General features: G+C 61.7%; 24 protein-coding genes. 15 read left to right on the forward strand and 9 right to left on the reverse strand.

Annotated elements, in window-relative coordinates; all coding sequences use genetic code 11:
• Positions 1-2 precede the first annotated feature (2 nt).
• The 6 genes from HMPREF2692_RS07585 to HMPREF2692_RS07610 are packed head-to-tail and all read left to right on the forward strand — an operon-like array spanning position 3 to position 4,744.
• Positions 3-503: a Na(+)/H(+) antiporter subunit C gene (locus HMPREF2692_RS07585; protein ID WP_070823289.1), complete on the forward strand. Its 501-nt coding sequence runs from the start codon at positions 3-5 to the stop codon at positions 501-503.
• Positions 496-2,268 (forward strand): Na+/H+ antiporter subunit D, encoded by a 1,773-nt coding sequence (locus tag HMPREF2692_RS07590; RefSeq protein ID WP_062043228.1) that lies wholly within the window; start codon positions 496-498, stop codon positions 2,266-2,268. The genes HMPREF2692_RS07585 and HMPREF2692_RS07590 overlap by 8 nt, the downstream gene beginning before the upstream one ends.
• Positions 2,268-2,786, forward strand: a complete 519-nt coding sequence (locus tag HMPREF2692_RS07595) for a Na+/H+ antiporter subunit E (protein WP_070455280.1) — start codon at positions 2,268-2,270, stop codon at positions 2,784-2,786. The genes HMPREF2692_RS07590 and HMPREF2692_RS07595 overlap by 1 nt, the downstream gene beginning before the upstream one ends.
• Positions 2,786-3,058 (forward strand): monovalent cation/H+ antiporter complex subunit F, encoded by a 273-nt coding sequence (locus HMPREF2692_RS07600; RefSeq protein WP_061924789.1) that lies wholly within the window; start codon positions 2,786-2,788, stop codon positions 3,056-3,058. Before HMPREF2692_RS07595 ends, HMPREF2692_RS07600 begins: the two co-directional genes overlap by 1 nt.
• Positions 3,058-3,438: a monovalent cation/H(+) antiporter subunit G gene (locus HMPREF2692_RS07605; protein ID WP_061924793.1), complete on the forward strand. Its 381-nt coding sequence runs from the start codon at positions 3,058-3,060 to the stop codon at positions 3,436-3,438. The genes HMPREF2692_RS07600 and HMPREF2692_RS07605 overlap by 1 nt, the downstream gene beginning before the upstream one ends.
• Before the next feature lie 19 nt (positions 3,439-3,457).
• Positions 3,458-4,744 carry a glycosyltransferase 87 family protein gene (locus tag HMPREF2692_RS07610; RefSeq protein ID WP_083286022.1) on the forward strand — a complete coding sequence of 429 codons (1,287 nt, stop codon included), beginning with the start codon at positions 3,458-3,460 and terminating at the stop codon, positions 4,742-4,744.
• A 17-nt stretch (positions 4,745-4,761) separates the two neighbouring features.
• Here the strand turns inward: HMPREF2692_RS07610 and HMPREF2692_RS07615 are convergent, their stop codons facing one another.
• From HMPREF2692_RS07615 to HMPREF2692_RS07625, 3 genes are all read right to left on the reverse strand, one after another.
• On the reverse strand, positions 4,762-5,898 hold the full coding sequence (locus HMPREF2692_RS07615; RefSeq protein WP_070455282.1) for a glutamate--cysteine ligase: 1,137 nt from the start codon (positions 5,896-5,898) through the stop codon (positions 4,762-4,764).
• Positions 5,899-6,005: 107 nt separating this feature from the next.
• Positions 6,006-6,782, reverse strand: coding sequence for a LytR C-terminal domain-containing protein (locus tag HMPREF2692_RS07620; RefSeq protein ID WP_070455284.1), 777 nt, complete (start codon positions 6,780-6,782; stop codon positions 6,006-6,008).
• A gap of 17 nt (positions 6,783-6,799) precedes the next feature.
• Positions 6,800-7,063, reverse strand: a complete 264-nt coding sequence (locus HMPREF2692_RS07625) for a DUF3263 domain-containing protein (protein ID WP_062039327.1) — start codon at positions 7,061-7,063, stop codon at positions 6,800-6,802.
• Between the two features lie 16 nt (positions 7,064-7,079).
• Between HMPREF2692_RS07625 and HMPREF2692_RS07630 the strand changes: the two genes are divergently transcribed.
• From HMPREF2692_RS07630 to cls, 4 genes are read left to right on the forward strand one after another with little or no spacing between them, the layout of a single operon-like run.
• A complete protein-coding gene (locus tag HMPREF2692_RS07630; RefSeq protein ID WP_061924803.1) occupies positions 7,080-7,706 on the forward strand; it encodes a peptide deformylase in 627 nt (208 codons plus the stop codon).
• A 42-nt stretch (positions 7,707-7,748) separates the two neighbouring features.
• The gene (locus HMPREF2692_RS07635) at positions 7,749-8,558 is read left to right on the forward strand and encodes a GNAT family N-acetyltransferase, cg3035/Rv0428c family (protein WP_070497944.1); all 810 of its coding nucleotides are present in this window, start codon (positions 7,749-7,751) and stop codon (positions 8,556-8,558) included.
• 3 nt (positions 8,559-8,561) lie between these two features.
• Complete coding sequence (locus HMPREF2692_RS07640) at positions 8,562-9,371, forward strand: exodeoxyribonuclease III (RefSeq protein ID WP_070455288.1); 810 nt, start codon at positions 8,562-8,564, stop codon at positions 9,369-9,371.
• A gap of 16 nt (positions 9,372-9,387) precedes the next feature.
• Positions 9,388-10,857 (forward strand): cardiolipin synthase, encoded by a 1,470-nt coding sequence (cls, locus tag HMPREF2692_RS07645; protein WP_070432324.1) that lies wholly within the window; start codon positions 9,388-9,390, stop codon positions 10,855-10,857.
• A gap of 282 nt (positions 10,858-11,139) precedes the next feature.
• Here cls and HMPREF2692_RS07650 read toward each other — a convergent pair whose 3' ends face one another.
• Genes HMPREF2692_RS07650 through HMPREF2692_RS07660 form a run of 3 tightly spaced genes read right to left on the reverse strand, consistent with a single transcriptional unit; the run spans position 11,140 to position 13,421 of the window.
• Positions 11,140-11,907 (reverse strand): ABC transporter permease, encoded by a 768-nt coding sequence (locus HMPREF2692_RS07650; protein WP_062044454.1) that lies wholly within the window; start codon positions 11,905-11,907, stop codon positions 11,140-11,142.
• 14 nt (positions 11,908-11,921) lie between these two features.
• Positions 11,922-12,881, reverse strand: coding sequence for an ABC transporter ATP-binding protein (locus HMPREF2692_RS07655; protein ID WP_061924817.1), 960 nt, complete (start codon positions 12,879-12,881; stop codon positions 11,922-11,924).
• Positions 12,882-12,911: 30 nt separating this feature from the next.
• Positions 12,912-13,421: an NUDIX domain-containing protein gene (locus HMPREF2692_RS07660; RefSeq protein WP_062044452.1), complete on the reverse strand. Its 510-nt coding sequence runs from the start codon at positions 13,419-13,421 to the stop codon at positions 12,912-12,914.
• 97 nt (positions 13,422-13,518) lie between these two features.
• Here HMPREF2692_RS07660 and HMPREF2692_RS07665 point away from each other — a divergent pair, with 97 nt between their 5' ends.
• The 3 genes from HMPREF2692_RS07665 (at position 13,519) to HMPREF2692_RS07675 (ending at position 18,473) form a co-directional block, all read left to right on the forward strand.
• A complete protein-coding gene (locus HMPREF2692_RS07665) occupies positions 13,519-14,979 on the forward strand; it encodes a hypothetical protein (protein ID WP_210400650.1) in 1,461 nt (486 codons plus the stop codon).
• A complete protein-coding gene (locus tag HMPREF2692_RS07670; protein ID WP_070823292.1) occupies positions 14,979-15,986 on the forward strand; it encodes a glutamate ABC transporter substrate-binding protein in 1,008 nt (335 codons plus the stop codon). The genes HMPREF2692_RS07665 and HMPREF2692_RS07670 overlap by 1 nt, the downstream gene beginning before the upstream one ends.
• Before the next feature lie 114 nt (positions 15,987-16,100).
• The gene (locus tag HMPREF2692_RS07675) at positions 16,101-18,473 is read left to right on the forward strand and encodes a serine/threonine protein kinase (protein ID WP_371326202.1); all 2,373 of its coding nucleotides are present in this window, start codon (positions 16,101-16,103) and stop codon (positions 18,471-18,473) included.
• Between the two features lie 318 nt (positions 18,474-18,791).
• Here HMPREF2692_RS07675 and HMPREF2692_RS07680 read toward each other — a convergent pair whose 3' ends face one another.
• The 3 genes from HMPREF2692_RS07680 to pta form a co-directional block, all read right to left on the reverse strand.
• Entirely contained in the window at positions 18,792-19,649 is an 858-nt protein-coding gene (locus HMPREF2692_RS07680; RefSeq protein ID WP_141761314.1) for a hypothetical protein, read from the reverse strand.
• 123 nt (positions 19,650-19,772) lie between these two features.
• Positions 19,773-20,993: an acetate kinase gene (locus HMPREF2692_RS07685; protein ID WP_061924828.1), complete on the reverse strand. Its 1,221-nt coding sequence runs from the start codon at positions 20,991-20,993 to the stop codon at positions 19,773-19,775.
• Positions 20,994-22,352 (reverse strand): phosphate acetyltransferase, encoded by a 1,359-nt coding sequence (gene pta, locus HMPREF2692_RS07690; protein WP_061924832.1) that lies wholly within the window; start codon positions 22,350-22,352, stop codon positions 20,994-20,996.
• Positions 22,353-22,767: 415 nt separating this feature from the next.
• Between pta and HMPREF2692_RS07695 the strand changes: the two genes are divergently transcribed.
• A complete protein-coding gene (locus HMPREF2692_RS07695) occupies positions 22,768-24,774 on the forward strand; it encodes a glucose PTS transporter subunit IIA (RefSeq protein ID WP_070823297.1) in 2,007 nt (668 codons plus the stop codon).
• A gap of 68 nt (positions 24,775-24,842) precedes the next feature.
• Entirely contained in the window at positions 24,843-25,700 is an 858-nt protein-coding gene (locus tag HMPREF2692_RS07700; protein ID WP_070823299.1) for a PRD domain-containing protein, read from the forward strand.
• The last annotated feature ends 6 nt before the right edge of the window (positions 25,701-25,706 follow it).

Here is a 25,706-nt window from a genome sequence, read left to right on the forward strand (position 1 = left end):
ACATGGAAGCAAACCTGTTCCTTCTCCTCGCCGCGGGCGTGCTGTGCGGTACCGGCGTCTACCTCATGCTGGACCGCGCGATGACCAAGATGCTGCTGGGCATTTTGCTGCTCGGTAACGGCGCCAACCTGCTCATGCTGCAGGCCGGCGGCAAGGCGGGTTCGCCGCCTATCGACGGCCGCGAGACCGCCCAGTATGGCGATCAAATCGCCGATCCCTTGGCCCAAGGCATGATTTTGACGGCCATCGTCATTTCCATGGCGCTAACCGGCTTCATCCTGACCCTGGCCTACCGCCAGTACCGCTACCGCACCGCCGACGTCATTGAGGATGACGCGGAAGATACCGCGATTGCAGCGATGGCCGCCCGCCCTAGCAATGCCGCGGCGGCACCGGACCACGATGCTTCCAATGACCCAACCACCGGCCGCGCCACCAAGCAGGGCGACGCCTTTGGCCCCAACTTTTTCGAAGAGCCAGTAAAGGAGGCAAACGATGACTGAGACGCTGCTTCCGCTGGTTAACTTCCTGCTGCCCTATACCGGCTTCCTCATCCCCATGCCGGTTATAATCCCGGCACTGGCTGCGGCCCTGACCATGCTGTGCGCGCGCTTTACCGGCGTGCAGCGCCAGATCGCATTCTTCTCGCTGCTGTTGCTCGCCGCCGCGAACGCACTGCTGATCTTCATCGCCGATACGGCCGGCATTCAAACGCTCCAGGTGGGCGGCTGGGACGCGCCGGTGGGCATCACGCTGGTGGCTGACCGCCTTTCCGCCGTGATGCTATTTACCTCGTCCGTAGTGCTGTTTTCGGTGATGTGGTACGCCATCTCGCAGGGTATTCGCGACGGTTCCAAGGACGAGCCGGTGGCGGTCTTCCTGCCCACGTACATGCTGCTGACCATGGGCGTGAACGTGTCCTTCTTGGCAGGCGATCTCTTCAACCTCTACGTCGGCTTTGAGATCTTCCTCGTGGCTTCCTACGTGCTGCTGACGCTGGGCGCTTCCCCGGCGCGCGTGCGCGCGGGCGTGGGCTACGTGATGGTCTCGATGGCTTCCTCGCTGATATTCGTGCTGGCGCTGGGCTATATCTACGCCGCGGTCGGCACCATGAACATGGCGCAGATCGGGATGCGCATGGAGGAAATCCCGGCCGGTACCCGCACCGCGATTTTCTCGGTCCTGCTCATCGCCTTCGGCATCAAAGCCGCCGTCTTCCCGCTCGAGGCGTGGCTGCCGGACTCCTACCCCACCGCGCCTTCGCTGGTGACGGCAGTCTTCGCGGGCTTGCTCACCAAGGTCGGCGTCTACGCAATTATCCGCGCCCGCACCTCCATCTTCACCGCTGGCGGGCTGGACCAGCTGCTCATGTGGGTTGCTCTCGCCACGATGCTGGTGGGTATCTTGGGCGCCATCGCACAGTCCGATATCAAGCGACTTTTGTCTTTTACCTTGGTCAGCCACATTGGCTACATGATTTTCGGCGTCTCGCTGGGCACTGCCGAGGGCCTGTCCGGTGCCATCTTCTACGCGGTACACCACATTCTGGTCCAGACCGCACTGTTCCTGGTAGTCGGCCTCATCGAGCGCCAGGCGGGCACCTCTTCCCTGCGGCGCCTGGGCTCGCTGATTTATACCGCGCCGCTCATCGCCATTTTGTATTTCATTCCGGCGATGAACCTGGGTGGCATCCCGCCATTTTCCGGATTCCTGGGCAAGGTCATCCTCCTGCAGGCCGGCGCCAACGAGGGTTCCTGGCAGGCCTGGGTGGTCATCGGCGGTGCCGTAGTGACCTCCCTGCTTACCCTCTACGTCATGGTTTTGGTCTGGTCCAAGGGCTTCCTGCGTGACCGCGCCGACGCCCCGGAAGGCAACATCGTGATGGCGCATCCATCGCCGCTTTCCGACGTCACGGATGTCGTCGAATTCGACGAGCGCCAAGACGTCGGCCGCGTGCCCTTTGGCATGCTGGCTTCCACCTGCCTGCTGGTGCTGGCCTCGGTGTCCATCACCTTCCTGGCCGGCCCGATCTCCGGCGTGACCAGCCGCGCCGCCGAGTCTGCGCAGGATGATTCCATCTACCGCTACGCGGTCCTGGGCGATAACGCAGATAACCCCACCCGGCACAAGAACCAGAAGGATCGCTACACCAACGAGCAGGATTCTTTTGAAGTACGCCGTGGGCCCATCAAGGACCCAGCTCCGGCGGTAGAAACTGCGCCTCAGGAACAGCCCAAATCACAACCCACCGAAAGCGAGGCGAAGTAATGAAATTTGCTGGACTCCGCCACCGCTTCCGCCCCTGGTTCATCGCGTGGATCACCGCCATGTGGTGCCTACTCATGGGCGAGGTCACCGTAGCCAACCTAGTTGGCGGACTACTGGTGGGCCTGTTCGTGGTGCTTGCGCTGCCACTGCCTGCCATGCCGATTGCCGAGCTGAAGGTCTCCTGGGGCAAGCTAGCCTTATTCATGGTGGGCTGGACCATCGACTTATTCCACGCCTCGTTCAAGGTGGCCTGGCTGGCGGTGCGCCCGCAAGATCCACCGAAGACGGCCATCCTCGAGCTGCCGATGCGCCTGGACAGCGAGTTTATCTTGTCTCTGGCGGTTAGCCTGTACAACCTGCAGCCAGGCGGCACGGTAACCGACATCGACATCGCCAACCGCATGCTGACCATCCACGTCCTGGACGCGGCGTCGGAAACCGCTTTAGAGCGCGAAATCGCGAACGTCGCGGGGCTCGAAGCAAGCATGATTGAGATTTTTGAAAGGAGCCACCCCTAATGGATCCCCAGCTTTATGACATTCTTCTGGGCGTTGCCGCCGGCATCTTGGTCGTGGCCTTCCTGATTACCACCTGGCGGATTATCACCGGCCCGAATTCGCTGGACCGCCTAGTGGGCATGGACGGGTTCGTGGCCATGTTCCAATGCGCGATGGCCGCCTATATTTGTTGGACGCTGAACACCTCGGTGGTCTCCGCGATGCTGGTCGTGGCCCTTTTGGGATTTATCTCCACCGTGTCTGTCACCAGATTCCGAAAGAGGGATGCCTAGTGAGCTATCACCTTTTCGCCGACATCATCTCGATCATCTTGATCCTCGCCGGTGCGCTTTTGGTGCTGGCAGCCGCAATCGGCGTCGCGCGCTTTCCCGACACCATGTCGCGCGTGCATGCCATTTCTAAGCCGCAAACGACAGGTCTCATCTTGAGCATCCTGGGTGCATTCTTCCGCGTCACCGGCGCAGATTCCTTCGGCCCGGCAGAGCGTGGTGATCTGGGAATCCTGTTGTTGCTGGTACTGTTTGCCATGATTACGAGTCCCGTTACGGCGCAGCGCACTTCCCGAATCGCGCGCCGTGAGGGCCTCTACGGGTCGCCGGAACTGATGTCCCGAAACGACAAACCAGCAACCCGTGCTTTGCGTAAAAAATAACCTTTGAAGGGAACAGCAGGTGAAAAAGCTCTACGGCTTGCCCACGTTGGCTACTGTCCTGACGGCCTTCGCCGCCTTCGTGATTTACCGCTTCAACGTCTCGGATGAGCGCGGGCGCGCCTTCTTTGGCAGGATTCCTTTCGACCTGAAGATCTACCAGCTCGCCGGCGCCGACGTGAAGGCGGGCGGCGATCTTTACGACGCCCCGTATATCCACAACTTTCCTTTCACCTACCCGCCGTTTGCAGGCTGGTTCTTCGAGTGGATGGCTGGTTTTTCCGACCATGGCCTGATGGTGACTTGGCAGTGGATCACGGGCATCGCTCTTTTCGCCGTTATCATGCTGGTCATCCGCGAGCGTGGCTACAAGATGGGCCCAGCCTCTTGGTTCGTAGGCCTCGCGCTGCTTATAAGCAGCTTGGCTACTGATCCGGTAAACGGCACCTTCTTCTATGGCCAGATCAACATCCTTTTGATGTTCCTGGTCTCCCTCGACCTGCTACCGCGTAAGTTGCGCCTGCCTGGCATCGGCATCGGCCTTGCCGCTGGCATGAAGCTAACGCCTGCTTTCATGGGCCTGGTTTTGTTATTCCAGAAGCGCTGGTGGTCCGCCTTCGCTTGCGTGTTTACCTTCTTCTTTACCGTCTACGTGGGCGTGCAGACCATCCCCGATGCCTGGGATTTCTGGACGGATAAGATGTTCAATTCTGATCGCGTGGGCAACCTGGACCACCCCGGCGCGAAGTCATTGCGCTCGATCATCGCGCGTCTCAACGGCGAAGAGAACACCGCGCTGTGGGTCCTGGCCGTGGTCATCGTGGTGATGGTGACCATGCTGGCGCTGCGCACCGCCTGGATCAATAAGAATTCCTCCGCCGCGCTGGCGCTGGCGGGCTTGGCCACCTGCTTGGTCTCGCCTTTTTCCTGGTACCACCACTTCGTCTGGGTAGTACCGCTCGGCGTATGGGTGATGCTGGCGGTCAATGAGGCCGTCGGCAAGCGTCTGCCCTCCTTCTGGGGTGCGCAGCTGGCGGGCCTGGCATCCTTCGTGGCGTTGCTGCTCGTGGAGCTGCCCTTCGTCTCCCCACCGGTGTGGCGCTTGATGTCCTCCCATGGCCTAGAGGCCATGGAGAACCTGCATCCGTGGGCATGGCTGCTGTGGCCTTTTGCATGCTTCCTCTACATCGCGGTTTATGGCATTTGGGGGTGCTTCCCGCACGGCAAGCCATCCGGCAAGCATGCCGCACGCCAGAGTAACGTGGCGGACTACCCCACCGACGTGCGCATTCCGGTAGTGCGCAAGTAGGCCGAGCCTTGAGGGGCCTAGAGCGGACGGAGGCTATCCATCTCCTTACTCGTGGCCTCCACGACCTTCTGCCAGCTGCCGGTCTCCTCGTAGAGGCGGCGCTGGCGTTCATAGCCGGCCCCGCGCTCGATGATTTCGTGGATGAGCTGCAGCTCGGCCTCGCAGCCCAGCTCGCGAGACAGAGGAGTTAGCTCCTCGACCAAGTCAACCAACTCGTCTTTGACCCAGCGTTCATCCGTTGCGCGAGAGGTAATTACCAAGGCGTTCATGCCATAGCGGGCGGCGCGCCACTTATTCTCAGCCACGTGCCACGGCTGCAGCGTGGGCAGCTCCTGATCTGTATCAAGCATGCGGTCATAGTGGACCACCAAGCAATGCGTGAGCGCGACGATGGCCGAAAGTTCGCGGAGATTAGATGAGGCATCCGAGATCCGCACCTCGATGGTGCCCCACTTTGCCGCCGGGCGAATATCGAAGTGCATCGAGCCGGTGTGGTTGATAACGCCGGAGATGGCTTGATCCCGCATATAGTCCTGCCACTCGCGCCAATCCGCAAACTGATAAGGCATGCCGGCGGTGGGCAGCTGCTGATAGAGCATGGTGCGGTTGGAAGCATAACCAGTATCCATGCCCTCCCAGCCTGGCGAGCAGGCAGAGATTGCAAGCAGGTGCGGATACTTGGTCATCAGCGCATTGATGATGGGCCACACGCGGTCTTCGTGGCGGATACCCACGTGCACGTGGGTTCCCCACAGCAGCATCTGCTTGCCCCAGTACTGGGTGCGGTTGATGATTTCGGAGTAGCTTGCCTTCTCCGAGACAGGGTTCTCGCGGTAGTCCGTGAAAGGGTGCCCGCCGGAGGCCCACAGGGCCACGCCCATTCCTTGAGCAGCGGCACGCACATGCTCTAGCTTGTGCGACAAATCCGCGATTGCTTCCGGCACCGTGTGGCAAATTCCGGTGACCAGTTCCACGGTGTTTTGGAGGAATTCCTTCTCCAGCTGGATTTCGGGCGTGGCCGCCTGCACGCGTTCAATCAGCTCGGCGCCGCGCGGGACCAGATCCCAAGAGTGCGGATCGACAAGGGCTACTTCCCATTCAACGCCCAAGGTGGGCCCGGCCGAACGGGTGAAGGATTCTTCCGGAATGTTCACCCTTGTGAGTCTATCCGCAGCAAGGTCCAGCTAGAGCATTTTCTTATGCATTAAATGCACGGTGGATTTTGTCTTTTATTCCACCGTGCATCTATCTTGCGAATCTTTTAGGCCTGCGGGATGGCCAGAACTGCAACGACTGCGTTGCCCTTGGTGAATTCAGCCTTGAGCTCTGCCGGGTACTCGGCGATGGCACCCTCCGGGATGGACTGCGCGCCGTAGAACTGCGCTGCGGTCTCGCGTGCGAGGCTCTCTGCGTCCTTATCGCCTGCCGGGAAGTAGACGGTGGTCTGCGGAACGGTGAGGATATCGCCGGCCAGGTTGCCCACCTCGCCGATCTTGAAGCCCTTCTCCTTCAGCTTGTCTGCCTGCTCTGCAGCGAAGTTCGCGCGGCCGGAGTTATTAAAGACGTTGACCGGGATGTCCTTGGCGGCGCGCTCGGCACCCGCAGCGCTTTCTGCACCTACAGCGCCAGCAGCGCCGGCAGCGGCACCGTCCTTGTTGGCTGCCTCGCGGCCGGCTACATCCTGGCCTTCCTTGGCAGGCTGTCCGGCTGCGTCTTGGCCAGCCTTGGCATCCTGCGTGCCCCGCGCGGCACTGCCGGCAGCACCCGGCTGCGCAGATGGGCCGCCCTGTGCGCCGGGCTCGCCCTCGGCGGGAGCCGGCAGCGTGGCGACGCCGGTGCTGCCGGTCTGGGCAGTATCGGTGGAGTCTTTGGAGGTCAGCGTGTAAAGGCCCCACATGCCGAGCATGACAGCAACGGCAATGAGCACCATTGCGAAGCCGCGCAGCGGCAGGCCGCTAGACGAGCTGCGGTGCGCACCCGCCTGTTTGCTCGGCGTGGAGGTGGATTCTGCTGCTTTATCTGAATTCACATTAGTCACAGCAGCAACCCTAGTCTCTAATTAGGGAAATCTGGTGCATCCTCCCGCGCGGCGCGCCGCACCTCCTGACGGCCGTCCCGCACGCGCCGCAAGCGCGCAACCAGCACCGGATAGGCCTCGGCGGCAGCGGGGGCGTCGAGAAGCACGTTCAAGCGCTGGTGATAACGCACCGGCGAGATATCCAGCTCCGCGCGAATGGCCTCTTCCTTAGGCCCGATACCGCGCGGGGCATGCGATTCGAACTCCAAAATGGCCGCGTCTAGGTCTGACAAGGATTGCATGCCTAAACTGTAGGGCATGACTATTCGCCCCATCGTTATCCACGGCGACCCGGTTCTGCACAATCCCACCGAGCCGGTCACTGAGCCCATCGACTCCCCAGAGCTGCAGCAGCTCATCGCCGACATGTACGAGACCATGGACGTCGCCCATGGCGTCGGCCTTGCCGCCAACCAGGTAGGAGTGAACAAGCGCCTGTTTGTCTACCACTGCCCTGACACCGACGGCCCAAACGGTAGCGCCAAGCAGCTTGGTGCTGGAGAAAGCGGCATGCGCAAGGGCTGCGTCATCAACCCGGTGCTGGAGACCTCCGAGATTCCCGAGGGCATGCCTGCCGACGACGGCTCCGAGGACGAAGGCTGCCTCTCCGTGCCCGGTGAGGGCTTCCCCACCGGCCGCGCCGACTGGGCCCGCGTTACAGGCAAGGACGAGCACGGCAACGACATTTCCATCGAAGGATATGGATTCTTCGCGCGCATGCTCCAGCACGAGACCGGCCACCTGGACGGCTACGTCTACACCGACGTGCTCACCGGCCGCTTCAAGCGCCAGGCCAAGAAGACCATCAAGCGCAACGGTTGGACCGAGGCCGGCTGGACCTGGATGCCAGGCGAGGACGAGGATCCCTTCGGCCACGGCGCGTAAATAGACTGCACCCCTAATCGCCCCTAATCGCCCTTAATCGACATGAGCTATATCTTCCGTTCTGATGCCGTCAGCGTCGGCGACCGCGTGGTTGCCCGGCGCGAATTCGGCGGCACCCACTCCGATGTCATCGGCCATGTGCTGAGCACCTCACCGCTTGTCATCCGGCCGCAGGCGGTGGGTGGCTACCCTTCCGACTTGGAGGCGGTGGAAATCCCCGCCGAGCAGCTGAAGATCATCAAGAAGCTCTCGCCGCGCACGGTGCGCAACTCCGAAATCCGCGCCGTCGAGGTGGCAGCCGCGGCAGCGCGCGGCGGGACGAAAGTCTGGACCAATGATGGCCAATGGCTCATGCGCTTCGGCGAAGGCACCGATTCCGCCATTCCTCTGGGCCCCTCCGCAGGTTTCATGCCCGCGCCCATGGAAGAAATCGACGCCTTCTACGCCGCGCACAACCTGCCCACCCGCCTGGCCATCCCGGAGCGCATCGGCAAGGCGGCATTGCGCGTACTCGATAACGAGCCCGCGGCATGGCAGCTCGAGCCCGAGGTCCTCGTGTTTACCCGCTCCCTAGACACTGCGAGCGCCGAGCCGCACCTTGACTCCGCGCTTTTCGACGCCACGCTCAGCCAATCCGGCGACGAGCGCGTGTGGCTGGGAATCTCGCTGCTTGGAAACGCCACCCCCTCACAGCTGGAGGCGCTTTTGGCCTGGGGCAAAGCAAACGGTGCGGAGAATGCATTCGTGGAGGTGGAGGCGTCGGAAAGCGCAGCGTTGGCCCTGCTTAGTGAAGTCGGGTTTTTAGAACACCATCGCCGTGGGTATGCCGTGCGCAAAGGCGGTACCCTGTAGTCCATGCGCATAGCCACATGGAACATCAACTCGGTCCGCACCCGCGTGCAGCGGGCGGTAGACCTGCTGTCCAAACACGACATCGACGTGTTGTGCCTGCAGGAGACCAAGGTTGCCGACGATAAGTTCCCTGTCATGGAATTCGAAGCCGCCGGCTACCACGTCACCCATCACGGGCTGAACCAGTGGAACGGCGTGGCCATCGTCTCCAAGGCGGAGCCGGAGGAAGTCTTCTACTCCTTCCCCGGCCAGCCAGGCTTTGCCAAGGACCCAGAAAAGCCGCAGGATTTGGAAGCCCGTGCGGTGGGCGCGCGGATTCGCGGCGTAGAGATCTGGTCGCTCTATGTGCCCAATGGCCGCGAAATCACCGACCGCCACTACGACTACAAGCTGCGCTTCCTCTACGCGCTGGCGCACTACAGCGAGAGCCGCGCGCAGTCGAAGCTGCTGCTCACCGGCGATTTCAACATTGCCCCGCGCGATGAGGACGTCTGGGATATCGAGGCCTTCCGCGGCAAGACCCACGTTACGGAGCCAGAGCGTGCGGCCTTCCAGATGCTGGAGGAGGCAGACCTTGAGGAGGTTACGCGGCGTTTTACGGAAGAGCAGCGCTGGACCTACTTTGACTACAAGTCGATGCGCTTTCAGAAGAACGAGGGCATGCGCATCGATTTCCAGCTGGCTTCGAAGTCCTTGGCCGCGACGGTGGAATCTGCGCAGGTAGACATGGTAGAACGCGCCGGCGACAAGACCTCTGACCACTGCCCGCTGCTGGCAGATTTCGATCTGCCTGACTTCGATTCGGTGCGTTAGGAGCACCTACTGGGGCATGGACTTCTCACTAAACATCGATCTTTCTTTCTGGCAGCTGTTTTTCCTCATCTTGGACTACGGCATCAAAATCTTGGCCATCGGATTTGTGCCCGAAGGCCGCCGACCCTCGAGCTCCACGGCCTGGCTGCTGGCTATTTTGCTGCTGCCCATCGTGGGCCTGCCGCTGTTTTTGCTGATGGGCTCGCCATATATCAATCGCCGCCGCCACCGCATCCAGCAGGAGGCCCATGACCTGATGGAAGACGTCACGGCGAGTACGCCGAATCATCCGCTGGGCAGGCTTTCTCCGGAGGTGGAATCCGTCATTGCGCTCAATCGCAATCTGACGGGTTTCCCGGCGCTCGTGGGCCACAATCGTGGCATTTACGCCGACTACGACGAGGCAATACGCGCGATTTCCAGCGCCGTCGACCGCGCCGAGAAGTACGTCTACATCGAGATTTATATCCAATCCTGGGACGAGGCCACCGATGTCTTCTACCAGGCTCTCAAACGCGCCCGCTCGCGGGGCGTGGAAGTCAAGCTGCTTTTAGACCAGATTGGCAGCCTGAAGTACCACGGCTATTGGAAATTCGGCCGGCGCCTTAGCGCGATCGGCGTCGACTGGCGCTTGATGCTGCCGCTGCAGCTGCACAAGCTTCGTTTCCGCCGTCCTGACCTGCGCAACCACCGCAAATTGGTCATCATCGACGGCCAAACGGGCTTTCTGGGCTCGATGAACATGATTAAGCGCAGCTACCGCACCAAGGACCGCTACTGGGTGGACTACATGGTAGAGCTCACCGGCCCGGTGGTCACCTCCATGTCGGCGGTCTTTGCGGTGGACTGGTACCTGGAATCAGAAGAAGCACTTTCTTTGGAGCCGCTGCCTTACGACGACGCGGATACCGAGGACTCCAACTTCCTCCAGCTCATCCCGTCCGGCCCGGGTTACACCACGGAGCCGAACCTGCGCATGTTCAACTCACTGGTGCACCACGCCAAAGACCGCCTGGTAATGGTTTCGCCTTATTTCGTGCCCGATGAATCTTTGATGGAGGCGGTCACCACTGCCTGCTATCGCGGCGTGGACGTGGAGCTTTATGTCTCGGCCAAGGCGGACCAGTTCATGGTCAACCACGCGCAGTCCTCCTACTACCAGGCACTTTTGGAGGCAGGGGTGCGGATCTTCCAATTCCCAGAGCCTTTCGTGCTGCATTCGAAGTTCATCATGACGGACCCAGACGAGCCGGGCCGCCACCCGCTGTGCATGTTCGGCTCCTCGAATATGGACATGCGTTCTTTCGGTTTGAACTACGAATCCACGATGCTGGTGGCCAAGGGCAACTTATTGGCGGAGTTTAACCAGCTTGCTAGCAACTACCGCGCGGTGTGCCATGAGCTGACCTTGGAGGAATGGAACGAGCGCGGCTTCGTGCGCCGTTACATGGACAACGTGATGCGCCTGACCTCGGCGCTGCAATAGCGCCACCGGCACCGTCAGCGCCGCCTGGGCCGCCCTCCCCCGCACACTGCCTGCGCTCCCGTCGCGTTTGGCCCCTTCCCCACTAAATACCCAGACCTGGAAATGCAGCTCTCTGCTGGAATGAGGGGCGTCGGCAAGCGCAGCGATCCACGAACAGGAGGTCTGGGTTTTCAGCCCTGGGTAGATAGCCAAATGGTGAGGAAGCACGCTGCAAATGGCGACGAGTGACAAAAGGCGCTGTTGAAGACAACAGCGCCAATGTAGCCAGGAGTGGCCAAGAGATCATGCGTCTCGCTTTTCAAGCACGAAGACGCCGAGGATCCACAGCGCTACCGCCCAAACGATGAAGACGATGGCGCTTCCCGCCGAGGAGTCCCATGGGACGTTTTCCGGCACAGTGTCCGAAGCCCAGTTGCCGAAGGCGGAAAATGGCATGTAGGGGATGAGGTCGTCGCCGACCTTCGGCAGCAGGCGCACGACGTTCTCAATGCCCAGGTAGAGAATCAGGGACAGTGCCACGGTGCCAGCGGTCTGGCGCAGCAGCCAGCCCAAGCCCTGCACAAAGATCACGACCATAAAGCCCAGCAGAGGTAAGAGCCACAGTGCGCGCTTGCCGCCGTCTTCTTCGAAAGGCTTGTAGATGTCCGCGATTTCCTTGGATGCGGAAAGGTCCGAGACAAAGTAAATCAGCACCAGCGCCAGAAACAGGATGACCGCCGCAATAACCGCGTACATCAGGAGCTTGACCAGCGCGACGATGGAGCGATTCGGGTTCGCCATGAAGACCGTGGACTGCAGTCCGAAGCGGTATTCGGTGGTCACGATCATGATGGCCTGGATCATGATGATCGGGATGCCCAGCATCAGCAGGATGGAGTTCATGCCCTCGGCAGTAAGCGGGCTAATCGGCATCGCTGGGTCCATCTCAGCGTTGAGACCGTTGAACAGCGCCCACAGGAAGGACAGGAGAAAAATCAGGCCGGTGGTCCAGTAGAAGGACTTGGTGGTGCGCAGCTTGGTCCACTCGGCGCGGAGGGTATTGATAATCACTTTTAGCATTCCTCCTATGCGGCAGGCTGGTTAGGCTGGTTCGGCTGCCCAGCACCTGGGGTGCTGGCGTGGTACTGCACGTCCTCGCCGGTCATGCGCATGAACGCATCCTCCAGCGAAGCGCGCTTCAGGCTAAGCTCGTTGAGCGGAACGCCTGTGGAATATGCCAGCTGGCCGATGAAATCGGTGCTGACGTCATTGATGATGAGGGTCTTGCGACCTTCCTCGTCGCTGCCGTCTGTATAAGCCACGTTGGCCTCACGCAGCGCGCCGCCGAACTCTTCGAGGTGATCGGAGCGCACGATGACTGAGGAATCCGAGTGCTGCTTTACAAAGTCATAGGTGGACTGGCTAGCCACTAGGCGGCCACGGCCGATGACCACGAGGTGGTCTGCGGTCATGGACATCTCCGACAACAGGTGGGAGGAAATCAAGACGGTACGGCCCTCTGCCGCGAGCGCGCGGACCAAGGAGCGAACCCAGCGAATACCTTCTGGGTCGAGGCCGTTGACCGGCTCGTCCAGGATGAGGATTCCCGGGTCACCCAGCAGGGCGCCGGCCAGGCCGAGGCGCTGGCCCATGCCGAGGGAGAAGCCGCCGGCCTTCTTACCGGCGACGTCGGAAAGCCCAACCAGCCCCAGCACCTCGTCCACGCGGGAAGTAGGAATGCCGTTGGACTGCGCCATCCACTTCAGGTGGTTGGCCGCGGTGCGGTTCGGGTGCACGGCCTTGGCGTCGAGCAGCGCGCCGACCTCCCGCAGCGGGCTCTTCAACTCGCGGTAGGCCTTGCCGTTAATACGGGCCTGACCCGCCGTGGGGGTATCCAGGCCCAGAATCATGCGCATGGTCGTCGACTTGCCCGCACCGTTCGGACCTAGAAAGCCGGTCACGATGCCTGGCTCCACCTTAAAGGTGAGGTCGTCTACTGCGCGGACAGACTTATATTGTTTCGTCAGTCCCTCAACTTCAATCATGCTGTCAAGGGTGCCATAGTTTCAGCCTCCTCACCGAGGTTGGCCCGCAATAAAGGCCCGCAAGGAGGGGATGGCCTCACGAAATGCCCCCAACAGAGGTAAATTTTCCACCTCGTCGAGGTGCACCCAGCGCAGCTCGTTGGACTCCTCGTTGGCAATAACGTCCAACGGCTCATCGCCACGGGTGCGTGCGATGACGGTGGTATAGGTCCAGTTGCCGGGCAGCTCGCCCACTGCGGGATAGGGCCCGGCGGTGACGCGCTCGCCGAGCACCAGGACGTCGGCAGGCGCGATGGCGCATTCCTCCTGCGTTTCTCGCAGTGCAGCCGCAACGGCGCTTTCGTGGAAATCCCGCGCGCCGCCGGGAATGCCCCAGGTGCCGCCGTGGTTGGTCCACTCCGCACGGTGCTGGAGCAGCACGCGCTCGCCGGCAAGGAGGAAAAGCCCGGCCGCGCCAAACTTGCCCCATAGCTTTATCCCGCCCGGGCCGGCTGCCCAGCCATCGCCACTTATGTGCTCTCCTTGCTTCATGGCGCCCATCCTACGATCCTCTCGCTGCATGCGACAGCGTGCAGCGACAGCGCACAGCGGTGGCGTGCATCACCAAAGCGGCGCGGAACTGCGCTATTCTATGGGAATGACTGGCACAGGGTTGGAGGATGCTGCCGCACGTCCCAGCGAGCATCCGGCCGCGCACGAAGCGCATCCAGGCGATCACTGGCTCGACGAAGTCACCGAGCCCGCTACCCCGGCCTTCAACAACGCCACGCAGCTGGCCATGAACTCCTTCGCTGGCCCGGCGCGGTTGGCCCGCCGTCTCTACCACTTCGCGGCCACTACCCCAGGCAAGCTTTTTACCGTCACTGTGATTCTGACGGTGGCGCTCGCCGCCGCCGGCTTGTCGATGTCGAATACTTCCGCCAGCCGCCACGAGGCCTTGGACGAGCTGCTCAATTCCACCGAGCCGATGTCTAACGCGGCGCACCACCTCTACACCAACCTTTCGCTGGCGGATACCGTCGCCACCACGGGCTTCGTCCAGGCGGGCGTGGACTCCGAGATCAACCGCAAGCGCTATAACAAGGCCATCGACGCTGCCTCCGTGGCGGCCACCGAGTCCGTTTTGGGCACCAACACTAACGACGCCCGCATTCGCGAGCTGGTCACCTTTATCCAGCGCGAGCTGCCCGTCTATACCGCCCTGGTGGAAAAGGCGCGAACCAACCACCGCGCGGGCAATGCGGTGGCGAACTCGTATATGTCCAACGCCTCTTCGCTGATGAGTGACAAGATCCTGCCCGCGGCCGCCGAGCTTTTCTCACTCACCACGGCCAAGGTCAAGGAGCAACAGCAGCGCCTGACCAGCCCCCAGTGGGTCCCGCTTTCCGGCTTAGTGGCGGCGCTTTTCTTCCTCTTTGTCGCGCAGTGGTGGCTGTGGCGCCTGACGCGCCGCCGCTTCAACCGTGGCTTCTTGGCCGCCAGCGTGCTGCTCTTCCTGGCGCTTTCCTGGGCCGCGATGGCGAACTTCGCCACCTGGAGCTCCGGCTATCACAGCTTCGAGACGGTCTCCCGTCCGTGGGACTCGCTCACCGCCTCCCGGATTGAGGCCCAGCAGACCCGCACCTCGGAGACCCTGGCGCTGGTCCTGCGCTCCTCCGAGTCCGACATGACGGTGCGCTTTGGCTCGACGGTCTATTCCATCAACCAGGCCCTCGAGGACTACGAAGCCGCGCTTGCCGACGACGACATTCCCGTCACCGATCCCGCCCTCCTGCCAGCCGCACAAAGCGCCACCAAAGAATGGGAGGCCTCACACGAGGTCTTCATGAACGCGCTTGCCGACGGCCACTATGACGACGCTATCCACGAAGCCACGGCGATTACCCCGGACGGCGCTCCGACCACCGCGAGCTCCTTCAACGACGTGGATTCCGCGCTGGCGGAGCTCATCGGCGAGGCGCGCGTGGCCATGCGTTCCTATCTGGAAGAAGGCCTCAACGCGATGACCATGGTGGCCACGGCCGTATTCTTGCTGACCATGGGCGCTATCATCGCCGTCTGGTTGGGTATTCGTCCGCGACTCCAGGAGTACCTCTAATGGCTCATTCCACTCGCCTTCTAGCCGTCTTATCTGCGGCCGCCCTGTGTGCCGCCTCCTGCGGTGTCCCCGACTTAGGCAGCAAGGAGGAAAGGATTCCGCGCGCTTCCTTAGACGCAGAGGCGGGCCCTCCCCTTCCCGATAACTCCATCTTCGAGCCCGCCGGCAGCGCCGAACCCCGGCCGGTATTGGACGCGCCGCTGAAGGGCACCTATAAACCGGACGGCAAGAGCGCGAAGGAAAGAATCCCTGCCATTTATAAGCGCGGGCGCATCATCGTCGGCGTGGACCGCTCCAATAACCTGATGAGCTACCGCGACACCGCAACGGGCGAGGTGCGTGGTTTTGAGGTGGATATCGCGCGCGAGATTGCCCGCGATATCTTCGGCGACCCGGACAAGGTTGACTTCCGCTTCGTCGAGTCCTCAGAGCGCACGAGAGCGCTCAACGACGAAAGCGTGGATATTGTCATTCGCACGATGTCCATTAGCGCCGAGCGTCAGCGTGAGGTTGCGTTCTCCGCGCCGTATATGACCACCAAGCCCCGCCTATTGGTGCTGACCAGCTCCGGCATCCGCTCGATCGATGACACCGCCGGCAAGACGCTGTGCGCGGTCCAGGGCTCCACCATCGTGGACACCATCCGCCGTGAGGCCTCCACCGCGAATATCCTGCAGACCCGCGCCTGGGGAGACTGCCTCATGGCGCTGCAGCTCAACCAGGTCGACGGCGTGGTGGCTGACGACGCCCTCCTCTCCGGCATGGTGGCCCAAGACTCCTATACCTCGATCGTCGGCGAGCCGCTGACCACGGAGGACTACGGCGTGGCCGTGCGCAAGCCCGATTCCACCCATGATTCGCGGCCGCTGCTGCGCCAGGTCAATTCCACCCTGGAGCGCATCCACAGCGACGGCACCTGGGACAAGCTTTTTGATCGCTGGCTCGGTGACTACCTGGCCAAGCCGGCTTTGGGCAGCCCTGACTACCTAGACGATGAGGAGGCATAAGCGTTGAGCCCTACTCAAGGCCATAGCTTCAGCGAGGACGAGCTCGACCACTTGGAGCCGGAGAAGCTGGAAGAGCCCAGCGAGCACGCGGACGATCAAGCGACGGCGGCGGCGATGCACACGGCGTCCAGTGCGGCGTCGGCTAGCGCGGCGCATGATGCCACCCAAGCAGTGCCCTTCGACCCGTTTGCAGATGAGGAGGGTACCTCGGCCGTGGCCTTCGACCCCTTCGCGGACGAGGACGGCGCGGATGCGGACAGCGACTTCAACGACCCGGATAATATCGGCGCCCTGATTGCGGAGCTGGGGCAGCTGCGTGACCGCCGCAAGCAGGAGGATGCCTCGCAGCGCTCGCGGCGCGCGGCCATCGATACCTTCCGCCAGCGGCGTGCGGCCAAGCGCACCGACCGCGAGGTGGCCGACGGCATGGCGCGCTTGCCTTTCATCGTGCCGCGCAACCCTACGGCGGCGCTCATCGACCCCGCAAAGGAGAAGGTTGCCCCGCCGCAGCTTTCTCCCGGCGATATCGTGGCAGGTCAGTACGAAATTCTGGGCGTTATTGCCCACGGCGGTCTGGGCTGGATTTACCTGGCTAATGACCACTTCGTCTCCGGGCGCATCGTGGTGCTCAAGGGCATGCAGGCGGAAAAGTCATCAGACGAGACCGCCACCGCAGAGGTCGAGCGCGAGTTCCTGGCGGATATTACGCACCCGGGAATCGTGAAGATTTTCAACTTCATCGATGACCCCCGCGTGGACGGCGGCTTCATCGTAATGGAGTACGTGGGCGGCCCCTCGCTCAAACAGCGGCGCAACGACCAGGCAGACCGCCTGTTCCCGGTCGATACCGCGATTGCCTACATCTTGGAGCTGCTGCCGGCGCTGGACTATCTCCATGCGCGCGGGGTGGTCTACAACGACTTAAAGCCTTCGAACATCATCATCACCGAGGACCAGGTCAAGCTGATTGACCTTGGCGCGGTCTCCGGCATCGGCGCCTTCGGGCACATCTACGGCACGAAGGGCTTCCAAGCCCCGGAGATTGCCAAGGATGGCCCCTCGGTAGCCTCCGATATCTACACCATCGGCCGCACGCTGGCCTGCCTGACCTTCCATCTGCCGCAGGAAGACGGCGTCTACTTACCCGGACTGCCCTCCCCTGCCGAGGAGCCGCTGCTGCGCCGCTACCTCTCCTTCTACCGGCTGCTGCTGCGCGCCACGGACCCAGATCCGGCCAAGCGCTTTCAGAGCGTATCGCAGCTGCGGGACCAGCTCTTTGGTGTGCTCCGCGAGGTCATCGCCCTGCGCGATGGCGTTCAGCATCCCTCGCAGCACTCGCTGTTTTCCCCACAGCGTACGACCTTCGGCACCAAGCACCTGGTCTTTCGCACGGACCAGCTGATTGACGGCATCGACCGCACCGTGCGCATCACCGCCTCCGAGGTGGTCTCGGCGCTGCCGGCGCCCCTGGTGGACCGCTCCGACGTGGGCGCCGCGCTCCTGCAGGGTGCTTCCTACACGGAGCCGCAGGAAGCCCTCGAAACGCTGCGTCAGGCCATGCAGGCCCCGGAGTACGAGGAATCCGCAGAAATCCCGCTCGGCGTGGTGCGTTCCATGATCGACCTGGGTTATACCGGCCAGGCCCGCGAATGGCTCGCCTCGATTGAGGACAAGCTCGGAAACGATTGGCGCTTCCAGTGGTACTCCGGCGTCGCCGTGCTGCTTCTCGACGACTATCGCGCCGCCCAAGTGCACTTCGCGAACGTCCTCAACCTACTGCCGGGCGAGCCGGCGCCGAAGCTGGCTATCGCGGCGATTAACGAGCTCATCTTGCAGCAGCTGGGCTACAACGAAGTCTCGCTCATCGATCCTGCCATCGCGCGGGCTTGTGCGAACCTCACTACCAGCCTGGACGAGCTGCCGAACGAACTGTTTACCGACGATCGAGGAATCTGGGATCACGTCACCGATGACCCGGCTCACCTGCGTTTTAACTCGATGCGTCTGTACGGAATCGTGTGGGCCACCTACCCGACCACGGTCTCATCCGCTTTCGGCCTGGCCCGCCAGCTGCGCTCGGAGCAGCAGGTGGAGCTGGCCGTGACGACGCTAGATCGCGTGCCCAACGCCTCGCGCCACTACCGCATGGCCCGGCTGACCACCATTTTGCAACTGGTACTGCACGATCTTTCCGAATCTCGTATCCGCCGCGCTGCCCGCCGTCTGGAGGAGATCCCGCAAAATGAGCCGCGATTCTTGCAGGTCAAGGCGGCAGTCATCTCCGCGGGCCTGAACTTCCTCCGCGACTGTGACCTCGATGCGGCGGCCTCTCCGAATGACCTCTTCGAGTTCGCCTTCACGCAGCGCGGCTTACGCTATGGCTTGGCCGATACTCTGCGCGCCCTGGCTCGGCAGGCGCCCTTCGCGCGGCACCGCTACGCGCTGGTGGACCTGGCGAACCAGGTGCGGCCGGTGACCAACTTTTAGCCTGGTCCGCCTCCGCGGCTCCCCTCGATGGCTCTGCCTTCCGCCATGTCTGCCCTTCCAAATGGTGAGGTCAACCGTCCCGAACGTCACCTCAATAGCCATCACTAGCCCCAACCATGAACACTGACTCCACTAGCCACATCGCGACCTCACCATTTGACTATTCGCGTCGTGCCTCAGCCCAAATGGTGAGGACCACATGGTGAGGTGAGTGATCACCAGCCCCAGCAGACAGCGCCAGTCACAGTAGTTACAGCTCGACCTCACCATCTAGGCCAACCACCTGCAAATGGTGAGGACCCTGGTGAGAGGAAGCGCCTACGCCTGGCGCACCACTTGCTGCAGTCCCCGCTCACGGCCAGACACCCAAGTTGCCCGCAAATCTGCGAGGAACTTCTGCGGCTGATGAAACAGCTCAGTCGAAGTCACACGGAATACCGTGTAGCCGGCATTCTGCAATCGCACCTCGCGGCGACGCTCTTCCACGATTACCCGCCGGGTATCCGAGCCATAGGTTTCGCCGTCATACTTCACGGCTCCGTCAATTTCCAATACCAGCCAACCATCAATCAGAACATCAACCCGAACACTGGGAATCACCCAGACTTGCTGTTGGATGGAATGACCCATCTTTGCGTGTGCCAATAACGCGATGCATAATGCCTCGTAGGGCGACTCGCATTGACCAGAAAGAAGCGATATAGCTCGACGTGCTTCAGCGATATCTTTGACCCGCCCCATAGTTTCGAGGCAATCCATTGCCATAGCCTTGGCAGCCTCGACATCGAGTTCAGGGTGCATCCGGAACCATGATTCGAGCGCCACGAAGCCGCGAATCCAGCCTTCGAAGCGCGCGACATCCAACGCGGCGCGCAAAGCAGACGTCACGCGAACGCCCTGAACCTTCTCGACCATAGAATCTGGCAGACGCATCTTCTTGTAGCTTCGGCCGTGGCCCCAGTCTCTCCGTGGCGGCATAACGCCGGAGCGCAGAGCGAGCATCACCGGCTCCTCGCCGCACCGCGGCGGGAGGACCCACAGCCCATGCACCCGCGCCGCCGAAACTCCTACGAGAACCGCCCGCCTAGCACTATGGCCCGCCCGCAAACACCGCGCCAGCTGCTCTTCATGCCAAGGCAGCGACTGCCCTTCTACTACTCCCCCGAATTGTTCCATAGGGCTAGTCCACTAGCAGGGCCAGTACTAGCGCAAGAGGGAATTGGCGCAACAGGTCAAATCTGTGGATAACTCATCGCGACGAAGGGGCCAACCACCAGGTTGGCCCCTTCCAAACGCGGACTAGTACAGCCCCGCCTCACGCGCCATATCGGCGATTTCAGCGGACTTCTGTGCGATAGCCAGCTCCTCGTTGGTCGGCACCACGAAGACCTTGACCGGCGAGTCCGGCGTGGAAATCATGCGCGGCTCCTTCGAGCGCACAAGGTTTGCTTCCTTATCAAAGTGGATGCCATACATTCCCAGGTTGAACAGCGAATCCTGGCGCACCTCAGTGTCATTTTCGCCCACACCCGCGGTGAAGGTGATCGCATCCAGGCGGCCTAGCGCAATCATGTACGAGCCGATGAAGCGGCGCAGCTGGTGGATGTAGATGTTGTATGCCAGCCATGCATCCTGGTCCTCGGCTTCGATGCGCTCACGCAGCACACGGAAGTCGTTGACGCCAGAAATGCCCTTCACACCGGATTGCTTGTTGAGCAGGTTGTCAATCTCATCGATAGACATGCCCGCCTGGCGGGAGAGGTGGAAGATGATGCCCGGGTCAATGTCACCAGAACGGGTACCCATTGCCAGACCAGCCAGCGGGGTAAGGCCCATCGAGGTGTCAATCGGGCGGCCATGGCGGATTGCTGCTGCCGAAGCACCGTTGCCCAGATGCAGCGTGATCTGGTTGACGCGCTTCGGGTCCTTATCCAGAAGGCGCGGAACCTGCTGGGAGACGAACTCGTGGGAGGTGCCGTGGAAGCCATAGCGACGGATGTCGTACTTGGAGGCCACCTCGTTGTTGATGGCGTAAAGCGCAGCAGCCGGCGGCAGGGTGTTGAAGAACGCGGTATCGAACACGGCCACGTGCGGAATGTTCGGCAGCATCTTGCGAGCCACGCGAATGCCGTCCAGGTTGGCCGGGTTGTGCAGCGGAGCCAGCGGGATGAGGTCCTCAATCATGGACTCAATCTGGTCCGTAATCAGCTGTGGATCGGAGAAGAGGCGGCCGCCGTGCACAACGCGGTGGCCCACAGCGATGACCTCAACGTCCATCGGGCCGACATTGTGCTGGTGCATGATGTCGAACGCGCGCTCCAGGCCGAAAGAGTGGGTAGGAATCTCCAGCTCTTCCTTGTATTCCTCGCCACCAGTCTTGACGGTGACGGCACCCATCGGCTCGCCGACCTGCTCCACAAGGCCGGAGACCAGCGGGGCGTCGGTAGCCTTGCCTGCTGGGTCAACCAGCTGGAACTTGACTGAGGAAGATCCTGAGTTAAGAACGAGTACGTAGGCCATTTACTTGACTCCTGCCTGGATAGCCGTGATTGCGACGGTGTTGATGATGTCCGGAACGGTAGCGCCGCGGGAAAGGTCGTTGACCGGCTTGTTCAGGCCCTGCAGAATCGGGCCGACTGCCAGTGCGCCGCCGGTACGCTGGGCGGTCTTGTAGCCGATGTTGCCCGCCTCCAGGTCCGGGAAGATGAAGACGTTTGCCTGTCCAGCCACCTCGGACTCCGGTGCCTTCTTGGCAGCAACGCCTGGGTCACAAGCGGCGTCGAACTGCAGCGGGCCATCCACCTTGACGGAGGAATCGATACCGCGGGCAGCCTCAACAGCAGCAACTGCACGGTCGACGTCCGGGCCGGAGCCAGAGGTGCCGGTGGAGTAAGACAGCATGGCCACGCGTGGGTCGATGCCGAACTGCGCTGCGGTCTTCGCAGAAACCACGGCGATTTCACCCAGCTGCTCGGCGGTCGGGTTTGGGTTGACCGCGCAGTCACCGAAGGCCCACAGGCGTCCGCGCATCACCATCAAAAAGATGGAGGAAACAACGGATGCACCAGGCGCGGTCTTGATGATCTGGAAGGAAGGCTTAATCGTGTGTGCGGTGGTGTGCGCAGCGCCGGAAACCATGCCGTCTGCCAGGCCCTTGTGCACCATCATGGTGGCGAAGTAGGAGACATCCTTCATGGTCTCGCGCGCCTGCTCGAGGGTAACGCCCTTCTTCTTGCGCAGCTCCGCGAAGTCGGCCGCGAACTCCTCTGCCAGCGGGGAGTTCAGGTGGTCAATGACGTCCACGCCGGTGAGATCCACGCCGAGGAGCTCCGCACGCTTGGCGACGTCCGCCTCATCACCCAGGATGGTCAGCTTCGCCACCTTGCCCGCCATAAGCGCTCCGGCTGCCTCGATAATGCGGTCGTCCTCGCCTTCCGGCAGAACGATGTGCGCACCGGCGGCACGGGCTTGGTCAAGCAACTGCTTCTGGAAGACCTCCGCGCTCATTACCGGCGCGACGGACTCGATGGCTGCGAGCGCACCGGGGACAGACGCGACGTCGGTAAACGCGCCTACTACCTCAGCACCCAGGGAACGGGCATGTGCAAGGGCCAGGTCGGAGGTGCGCTGCGGAGCGTTGGAAATCAGAACAAACGGGATGCCCAGGGCCGCTGCGGCCTTGGCGTCAAAGTCCATCACACCCGTGCCCTGCAACACGACGTCGCCTTCTGGAACGGTGACCAGAATCTGGTCCAGGGTGGTGCCCAGGTCATCGAGCTGCGCGAAGGTCGCGCCGAGGTCGGTTGCCAGGGAGGCGATATCGAGGCCGTCAAAACCACGGCCAATGACGCTCACGAGTGCGGAGTTCTGTGAAGACATTTACTGCTAGCCTTTCTCTTCCCAAAGAGTAGACGATGTTGTGTGTTGCGCGTCACGAGGCACAACATACAGTGACCTCTTCACCATACTGGAGATGTCCGAATTTAGCCGTTTTAAAAAGGCTTAGTGCAATCTAAAACACATTTAGGAACCTCCAATCGCCCAGCCACCCGAAAAAGCGGTGTGGTGAGTCACATAAATTGCCCAGAGTGAGAGCCGCGGAGTAGGTTGAATTTATAAGGATTGTTACTTCGGGCAAGACCTAGGATGCTGTGTGCACCGCGCATTCCACTGAACTGTGAAATGCAAAGACCCAGCTTCCTGGGTCTTTTTGTAGTTTTTAGGCCTCCTGGGCAGGCCCCAGGAACCTCCGCGAACCGCATTGCGCCCGGTAAGAAGTTCGAAAGGAAATCTCATGTCGACGCAAACGCGCTCTACAGCTGAGGCCATCTTGGATGGCATCGGCGGCGCGCAAAACATTGCCTCTTTCACACACTGCGCCACCCGCCTGCGCTTCCAGCTTAACGACGCCTCGAAGGCCGACAAGGAAGCGCTCGACGCCATCCCCAAGGTGCTCGGCGCCGTGCCGCAAGGCGACTCAAATTACCAGGTAGTTATCGGTGGCGACGTCGCTACCGTCTACGACGAGATCAACGCTTTGTCGGAGATGAAAGACGGCGGCGCTTCGAATGCGGACATCAAAGCCGCGGCCCGCTCGAAGGCGAAGGGCAAGGTTCCTTTTATGGACGAGTTTTTCGAGTACTTGTCCGACTCTTTCCGACCAATTCTGGGTGTGTTGCTCGGCGCCTCGCTGATTATCGCCTTCGCGTCGATCCTCGACGCATTCGGAATCGTCGACTTCCGCGCCGAGGACAAGCCCGCCTCGTGGTTCTTCGTCGACGCCATGTGGCGCTCCGTCTTCTACTTCCTGCCGCTGATGGTGGCCTACAACGCCGGCAAGAAGCTGCGCATCGACCCGTGGGTCCCGGGCGCCATCATGGCCGCCCTGCTGACTCCGGAGTTCTTGGGCCTTTCTGAGAACCCTGCCGTCCAGTGCGTGGTCAACGATACGTTGGGCAGCGAGCAGTGCTCCATTCCTATCTTCGGCATGACCATGCAGCTTCCGGGGTACGGCGGCAACGTCTTCGTACCGTTGATGATGGCCTTTGTGGCAGCGCTGGTCTACCGCTTCTTCCAGAAGATCATCCCTTCGGCTCTGCACATGGTGTTCGTCCCGTTCTTCACCATGCTCATCGTCATCCCTCTCACGGCATTTATCATCGGCCCGTTCGGCGTATGGGCCGGTAACGGCATCGGCGCCGGCCTGTCCTGGATGAATGACAACGTTCCATTCGTCTTCGCCCTGGCTATCCCGATGATCTACCCGTTCCTGGTTCCGCTGGGTCTGCACTGGCCACTGAACGCCTTGATGCTGGTAAACATCCAGACCTTGGGCTATGACTTCATCCAAGGCCCAATGGGTGCTTGGAACTTCTCCTGCTTCGGCGCCACCGCCGCCGTGCTGGCACTGTCCATCCGCGACAAGGACACCGTGATGCGTCAGACCGCCGGCTCCGCCTTGGTTGCGGGCCTGCTGGGCGGCGTCTCCGAGCCTTCTCTCTACGGCATTCACCTGCGTTACAAGCGCATCTACCCGCGCATGCTGGTGGGCTGCTTTGCCGGTGGCCTGACCGTTGCGCTTTTGACCCTGGGCTCCAACGGCATCACCACGGATGCCTTCGTCTTCACCTCCCTGCTGACCATCTCCGTGTTTAGCCCGATGGCCAAGTACGCCATCGCCATTGCTGTGGCATTCGTCATAGCCTTCCTGGCGGTCTTCATCACTGACTACCGCTCCCCGGAAGAGCGCGCAGCGCTCAAGGCCGCAGCCGCAGAGGAGAAGGACGCACCGCTTGCCGACGCCCCGGCCGAGTCCACAGCCGCACCCGCAGCCGCCACTGCCGGCACCGTCACCGACATCTCCTCCCCTGCAGAGGGCGAGGTTATCCCGATGGCCGAGATCGATGACCCGGTCTTTTCCGCCGGCACGCTGGGCGATGGCGTGGGAGTCATCCCTGCTGATGACAAGGTCTACTCCCCTGTTACGGGCACCATCGTCAGCGCGATGAAGACCGGCCACGCTTATGGCATCAAGACCGAGTCCGGCGTCGAGGTCCTCGTCCACATCGGCATCAACACCGTGAAGATGAAGGGCGAGGGATTTGCTCCTGCCGTTAAGAAGGGAGATACCGTGGGGGCTGGCGATCTGCTAGCCACCGTGGACTTCGACGCAGTCCGCGCCGCCGGTTTCGACACCACCATCGTCGTAGCAGTCACCAACACCAAGTCCCTGGCCGAGGTAACTCCGGCCGGAATTAAGAAGGCTACGGCTGGCGATACCATCATCACCGCTACCCGCTAAAACCGCTTCGGCGCGTATGCGGCGCGCTATTCCATGAGGCCCGATGAGTTCTATTATCATCGGGCCTCATGCAGATCCTGCGCGTTTTCAATAACAACGTCATCCTCGCTCGCCGCGGCACTGGTGCCGCAGCAGAGGAAGTGATCGTTACCGGGCGCGGGATCGGTTTCAAGGCCCGCTCCGGCGACGAGGTGGACTCTGCCAAGGTGGTCAAGGTTTTCGTGCCAGCCTCCGGCCGCGACCCCGACCACTCGGCCCTCATGCTCGCATCCGTGCCGGGCGAGTTCATCCAGCTGGTGCTAGAGGCCATGGATCAGGCCGCGGTGCCGGAGAGCTACCGCAACAAGCTAACCCTCGTCGTCGCATTGGCGGACCACGTCCACTCCGCAGTCCAACGCGGCGCCACCATCAACTATCCGCTCGAAGCGGAGGTTCGCCACCTCTATCAGGAGGATTTCGAACTAGCGAAGCGCCTCTTGCGCGTAATTAACGAGCAGCTGCACACGCCGCTAGCGGAGTCAGAGGCCGTTGCCATCACTTTGCACTTGGTCAATGCGGGGTTCTTGGTGGGCGACTTGTCTGGCACCTACCGCATGACGGGTCTAATCCAGCAGCTGCTCGACATCATCGGCCAGCATGCCGGAGTGAAGCTAAACAGCGAGGAAATCTCCGTCGCGCGTTTCATTACGCACTTGCGGTATCTCTTCGTCCGCATGGCAGAGCACACGCAATTGGACTCGCAGGGCACCGCAATCGGCGAAGCAATCAACGCCCAGTACCCGCAGGCAGCAGACTGTTCACGCACTATCGCAGAGCTCATCGAGCTGCGCATGGACACGGAACTTACCGCGGATGAGGTCAGCTACCTGACGCTGCACATTGCGCGCCTGCAGAAAGCGTCCACGCAAGACATCGAACAGGGCTAACGCTCA

The sequence above is a fragment of the Corynebacterium sp. HMSC036D03 genome (genome assembly GCF_001836185.1).
Lineage (GTDB): Bacteria > Actinomycetota > Actinomycetes > Mycobacteriales > Mycobacteriaceae > Corynebacterium > Corynebacterium simulans.